Genomic DNA, 5692 nt, shown 5'->3' with positions numbered 1-5692 from the left:
GCACCCCCCGCGCGGAGCGCGAAAAGGGGCGGGTGGGCGGGGAACAACCACGCGCGGAGCGCGGGGGGAAGGGCGGGTGGGTGGGGAAACACCCCCCGGACCCACGCGCCACGTCAGCGGGTCGACGCCGCCACCACGTACGCGATCGTCCCCAGCAACAGCCGCGCCTGCGGCGGCGCCGCCGCCGTCTCCAGGGCCGGCGCCCTGAGCCACCGCACCGAGCCCCGGCCGGCATGGCCGGACGGCGGGGCCGTCACGTGCGCGCCCTTGCCCAGGCACCGCAGGTCGAGCGGGACGTCCTCCCAGCCGGTGCGGTACAGCAGTTGGGGGAGTTCGGCCGCCGCGCCCGCCGCGACGAAGAACCAGGCGCGGTCGTGCGGCGCCAGCGCCACCGGGCCGAGGGGCAGGCCCATCCGTTCCAGGCGGGGGAGCGCCAGGTGGCCGGCCGCCGCCGGCACGTCGATGACGTCGAAGGAGAGCCCGGTGGGCAGCAGGACCGTGGCCCCGCCCGGAGTGGCGTCCCAGGCGTCGTCCCAGGCGCGCAGCACCTGGTCGAGCGTGGTGCCGGCCGGCACCACGCGGCCGGGATCGAGCGGGTGGTCGCCCGGCGCCCGGCAGTCGCCGATCCCGCAGCGGCACTCGATCCGGCCCTGCGCCCCGCCGCGCCTGCTGGCCCCCACGCCCGGCACGACGTCCCATCCCCAGAGGCCCGTGTACTCCGCGACGGCCGTCGCGACGGAGACCCGGCCGGAGCGCCGTGGGCGCCGGGCGGCCTGTCGAAGCTCCCGGATCTCCCGCATTCCGCCGATCGTGAAGCCCATGCACTCTCCAACGGGGTCGGTCTGCCGATGGTTACGCCCGGCCGTGGGGCGCGCCCTGGGGAGTGCGTTCGATAGCGCGCGCCCCCAGCGTGCTTCGCTTCCCCCAACGTCGAACATCGTGCGTACAAGTGAAGCGCGTACCTGGGGCATGAGAGTTCACCAGAGGGGTGGCGAATGGTGGCGATTACCTGGCGCCGCTCGCCACGCCGGTGACCGTAGGATTACTTTCAGTGCATTCCTAGACTCGTTGTCAGCAGGCGGCGGGCCGCGATCGGGAAACCCGGGATGGGGGCGTAACTGTGGGAGGAAACGGCAACGGCGGCACCGCCGCCAGGCAGCCGAACGAGCGGCTGACGTCGTGGTTCCACCGCAGCGGCTGGTCCAAGGGCGAGTTGGCCAGGCAGGTGAACCGCCGGGCCCGCCAGATGGGTGCGCACCATATCAGCACCGACACGTCCCGCGTCCGTCGATGGCTGGACGGCGAGCAGCCGAGGGAGCCGATACCGCGGATCCTCTCCGAACTCTTCTCCGAGCGGTTCGGCTGCGTCGTCGGCGTCGAGGACCTGGGGCTGCGCTCGGCCCGGCAGTCCGCCGCGGTCTCCGGGATCGACCTGCCCTGGGCCGGCCCGCAGACCGTGACGTTGATCAACGAGTTCTCCCGCAGCGACCTGATGCTCGGCCGGCAGGGCTTCCTCGGCACCTCGCTCACGATGTCGGCCGGCCCGGCCCTGATAGAGCCGATGCAGCGCTGGCTGGTGCCGACGCCGAGCGGCGCGCCCGAGGCGTCGCCCGGCGCCACGCTGGCCGCCGTGCCGGCCCAGGGCCGGCACGGCGCCCGCCGGCTGACCGGGCTCTCCGAGCCGGAACTCGGCGAGCTGGAGACCACCATCGCCCAGTTCCGCCAGTGGGACGCGCAGAGCGGCGGCGGGTTACGGCGCAAGGCCGTGGTCGGCCAGCTCCACGAGGTCACCGACCTGTTGCAGGAGTCGCATCCGGAACCGGTGCGTAGACGTCTCTTCCGGGTGACGGCCGAGCTCGCCGAGCTGGCCGGCTGGATGAGCTACGACATCGGCCTCCAGCCCACGGCGCAGAAGTACTTCGTGCTGGCGCTGCACGCCGCCAAGGAGGCCGAGGACCGGCCGCTCGGCGCGTACATCCTCTCCAAGATGGGCCGCCAGATGATCCATCTGGGCCGCGGCGAGGACGCCCTCGAACTGATCCACCTCGCCCAGTACGGCAGCCGGGACGGTGCCACCGCCCGCACCCAGGCGATGCTGTACGCGATGGAGGGGCGCGCGCACGCCACCCTGGGCAACACCCAGAAGTGCCACCGCGCCGTGCGGCTCGCCCAGGAGACCTTCCACGACCTGGGCGCGCGCGACCCCGACCCGGACTGGATCCGGTTCTTCTCCGAGGCCGAGCTCAACGCGGAGAACGCCCACTCCTACCGGGACCTCGCCTACGTCGCCGGCCGCTCCACCTCCTACCTCACGCACGCCCGTCCGCTGATGGAGCGCGCGGTGGAGCTTTTCGCCCGCGAATGCGAGGAGGACCCGGACGGCGGGCACCACAGGTCGTATGCACTGAACCTCATCGGCATGGCCACCGTGCACCTCCTCGCGCGCGAGCCCGGCGCCTGCGCGGCGCAGACCATGCAGGCGATGCGGCTCGCCGAGCGGCTCCGCTCGGAGCGGGTGGACAACCGGCTGCGGAAGACGCTGGCCACCGCCGGCCGGGACTTCGGCGACGTCACCGAGGTGCGCGAGGCCGCGGACTTCGCCGCCGGGCAGTTCAGGCAGGGCCGGATCAGCCGGGCCGTCTGACCCGGGAGGCCGGCCGCGGCGGGCGGCCGGAGCGACGGCGGCGGTGCGGGACACGATAACCGCGCTGCCGTCGTGGACCGATCCAATTCATTACGGTGTAACACGTCGGGCCCCATCGTCACCTTCGTGAAACAAATGGGGCCATCGACCGAAACGGCCCTCAGAGAGCCTGTGGCGAATCCTGACCCGACCATGATCCTGCCCGCACGGGTCGTCATTCCGAGGAGACGTCCACTTTGAGTCCTGAAGAAGTGCTGTCATCGACGAACATCGCCTACGTGGTGATCTGTGCCGCCATGGTGATGCTCATGACCCCTGGCCTCGCCTTCTTCTACGGGGGCATGGTCCGGGTCAAGAGCGCGCTCAACATGCTGATGATGTCCTTTATCTCGCTCGGCATCGTCAGCCTCCTGTGGGTGCTCTACGGTTTCTCCCTCACCTTTAGCGACACCAGCTCGAGCCCGATCATCGGCAACCTCGACTATCTCGGCCTCCAGGACATCACCGTCGACCAGGGCGAGCAGATCGCCTTCATCGTCTTCCAGCTGATGTTCGCGATCCTCACCCCGGCCCTGATGAGCGGCGCGCTCGCCGACCGCGTCAAGTTCGGCAGCTGGGCGCTGTTCATCGTGCTCTGGGTGACCGTTGTCTACTTCCCCGTCGCGCACTGGGTCTGGGCCCCCACCGGCTGGCTCTTCGAGCAGGAGGTCATCGACTTCGCCGGTGGCACCGCGGTGCACATCAACGCGGGTGCCGGCGGTCTGGCCGCCGCCCTGGTGATCGGCAAGCGCATCGGCTTCAAGAAGGACCCGATGCGGCCGCACAACCTGCCCATGGTGCTGCTCGGCGCCGGCCTGCTGTGGTTCGGCTGGTTCGGCTTCAACGCCGGCTCCGCCCTCAGCCCCTCCGGCACCGCCGCCCTGATGGCCCTCAACACCCAGGTGGCCACCGGTGCCGCCATCGTCGGCTGGCTCGTCTACGAGCGCGTCCGGCACGGCGCCTTCACCACCCTGGGTGCCGCCTCCGGCGCCATCGCCGGCCTGGTCGCCATCACCCCGTCCGGCGCGCACGTCAACCCGATGGGCGCCATCCTGATCGGCATCGTCGCCGGCGTCGCCTGCGCCTGGGCCGTCAGCCTCAAGTACAAGCTGGGCTACGACGACTCCCTCGACGTGGTGGGCGTCCACCTCGTCGGCGGCCTCGTCGGCACCCTCCTCGTCGGCTTCCTGGCCACCGGCGGCCTCGGCGGCTTCGAGCAGTTCGGCAAGCAGGCACTCGGCGCCTTCTCGGTGCTGGCCTACTCCTTCGTCGTCACCTACCTCATCGCGCAGCTGATCCAGCGCACCATCGGCTTCCGGGCCACGGAGGAGGAGGAGACCGCGGGTCTCGACCTGGCGTACCACGCCGAGACCGGGTACGACTTCTCCCAGTCCGGCACCGCCCCGGTGCCCGTGGACTCCGTTCCGGTCTCCGCCAACGCGAAGAAGGTTGACGCATGAAGCTCATCACCGCGGTGATCAAGCCGCACCGGCTCGACGAGGTGAAGGCGGCCCTCCAGGCGTTCGGCGTGCACGGCCTGACCGTCACCGAGGCCAGCGGCTACGGCCGGCAGCGCGGGCACACCGAGGTCTACCGGGGCGCCGAGTACACCATCGACCTGGTGCCGAAGATCCGCATCGAGATCCTCGTCGAGGACTCGGACGCCGACCAGCTCGTCGAGGTCGTCGTCAAGGCGGCCCGCACCGGCAAGATCGGCGACGGGAAGGTGTGGAGCGTGCCCGTCGACACCGCCGTGCGGGTGCGGACCGGCGAGCGCGGTCCCGACGCCCTCTAGTCACCGGCCAGGACACCGGCCGGTCACCGGCCAGGCCCGTGCGCCGGGCCGTCGCCTACGCGACGGCCCGGCGCACGGGCACCATCCGTTTCACCAGCACGAGTTCACGAGTTTGGGGACCGCATGACGGCGGAGACGGCACCAACCACCGGCGAGGCGCCCGAGACCGGCGACGGCGCGGGCGCCGCCGCCGGCGGTTACGCGGCGGCCAGGCTGCGCCTCCTCGGCGAGTCCGAGGCGCGGGGTCCCCAGCGCCGCGCCGAGCTCGCCGGGCTCACCGACACCTGGCTCGCCGGCCTGCTCGGCGCCGGGTCGCGCCCCGGCCGCGTCGCCCTGATCGCCGTCGGCGGCTACGGCCGCGGCGAGCTCTCCCCGCGCAGCGACCTCGACCTCCTGCTGCTGCACGACGGCACCGGCGGCCCCCGCGAGGTCGCCGCCCTCGCCGACCGCCTCTGGTACCCCGTCTGGGACCTCGGCATCGCCCTCGACCACTCCGTGCGCACCCTCGCCGAGGCCCACGAGACCGCGGCCGGCGACCTCAAGGTCCACCTCGGCCTGCTCGACGCCCGGCACGTCGCGGGCGACGGCGCCCTCACCGCCGAGCTGCGCACCGCGCTGCTCGCCCAGTGGCGCGCCCAGGCCCCGGCCCGCCTCCCCGAACTGCACGAGCTCGGCAGGGAACGCGCCCGCCGCCACGGCGAGTTGCCGTTCCTTCTGGAACCCGACCTCAAGGAGGCCAGGGGCGGCCTCCGCGACGCCACCGCGCTGCGCGCCGTCGCCGCCTCCTGGGTGGCCGACGCGCCGCGCCAGGGCCTCGACGCCGCCCGCAACACCCTGCTCGACGTCCGGGACGCCCTCCACCTGGCCACCGGGCGCGCCACCGACCGGCTCGCCCTGGAGGACCAGGACCAGGTGGCCGCGGCCCTCGGCCTGCTCGACGCCGACGTGCTGCTGCGCCGCGTCTACGAGGCCGCCAGGACCATCTCCTACGCCTCGGACGTCACCTGGCGCGAGGTCGGCCGGGTGCTCCGCGCCCGCTCCGCGCGCCGCCGGCTGCGCGGCATCCTCTCCGGCCGGAGCGCGCCCCGCCGCCCCGCGGCCGACGATCGCACCCCGCTCGCCGAGGGCGTCGTCGAGCAGGACGGCGAGCTCGTGGTCGCCCGCACCCCGCGCCCCCACCGCGACCCCGTGCTGCCGCTGCGCGCCGCGGCCGC

The 5692-nt window shown here is 72.9% G+C and carries 5 protein-coding genes; 4 read left to right on the top strand and 1 reads right to left on the bottom strand.

Annotation, left to right across the window (positions count from 1 at the left end; genetic code table 11):
* Window positions 1–113: 113 nt before the first annotated feature.
* Window positions 114–821, bottom strand: coding sequence for a bifunctional DNA primase/polymerase (locus ACYVPE_RS39035; RefSeq protein ID WP_461038596.1), 708 nt, complete (start codon window positions 819–821; stop codon window positions 114–116).
* Between the two features lie 299 nt (window positions 822–1120).
* Between ACYVPE_RS39035 and nsdA the strand changes: the two genes are divergently transcribed.
* The 4 genes from nsdA to ACYVPE_RS39015 form a co-directional block, all read left to right on the top strand.
* A complete protein-coding gene (nsdA, locus tag ACYVPE_RS39030) occupies window positions 1121–2644 on the top strand; it encodes a transcriptional repressor NsdA (RefSeq protein WP_461038595.1) in 1524 nt (507 codons plus the stop codon).
* Between the two features lie 254 nt (window positions 2645–2898).
* Complete coding sequence (locus tag ACYVPE_RS39025) at window positions 2899–4143, top strand: ammonium transporter (RefSeq protein WP_461038597.1); 1245 nt, start codon at window positions 2899–2901, stop codon at window positions 4141–4143.
* Window positions 4140–4478: a P-II family nitrogen regulator gene (locus ACYVPE_RS39020; protein WP_461038594.1), complete on the top strand. Its 339-nt coding sequence runs from the start codon at window positions 4140–4142 to the stop codon at window positions 4476–4478. The genes ACYVPE_RS39025 and ACYVPE_RS39020 overlap by 4 nt, the downstream gene beginning before the upstream one ends.
* Window positions 4479–4601: 123 nt before the next feature.
* A partial coding sequence (locus ACYVPE_RS39015; RefSeq protein ID WP_461038593.1) for a [protein-PII] uridylyltransferase family protein occupies window positions 4602–5692 on the top strand: 1091 nt, incomplete at its 3' end.

This window comes from Streptomyces mayteni (assembly GCF_054783955.1).
This window is presented reverse-complemented; position numbering and strand designations above follow the sequence as displayed.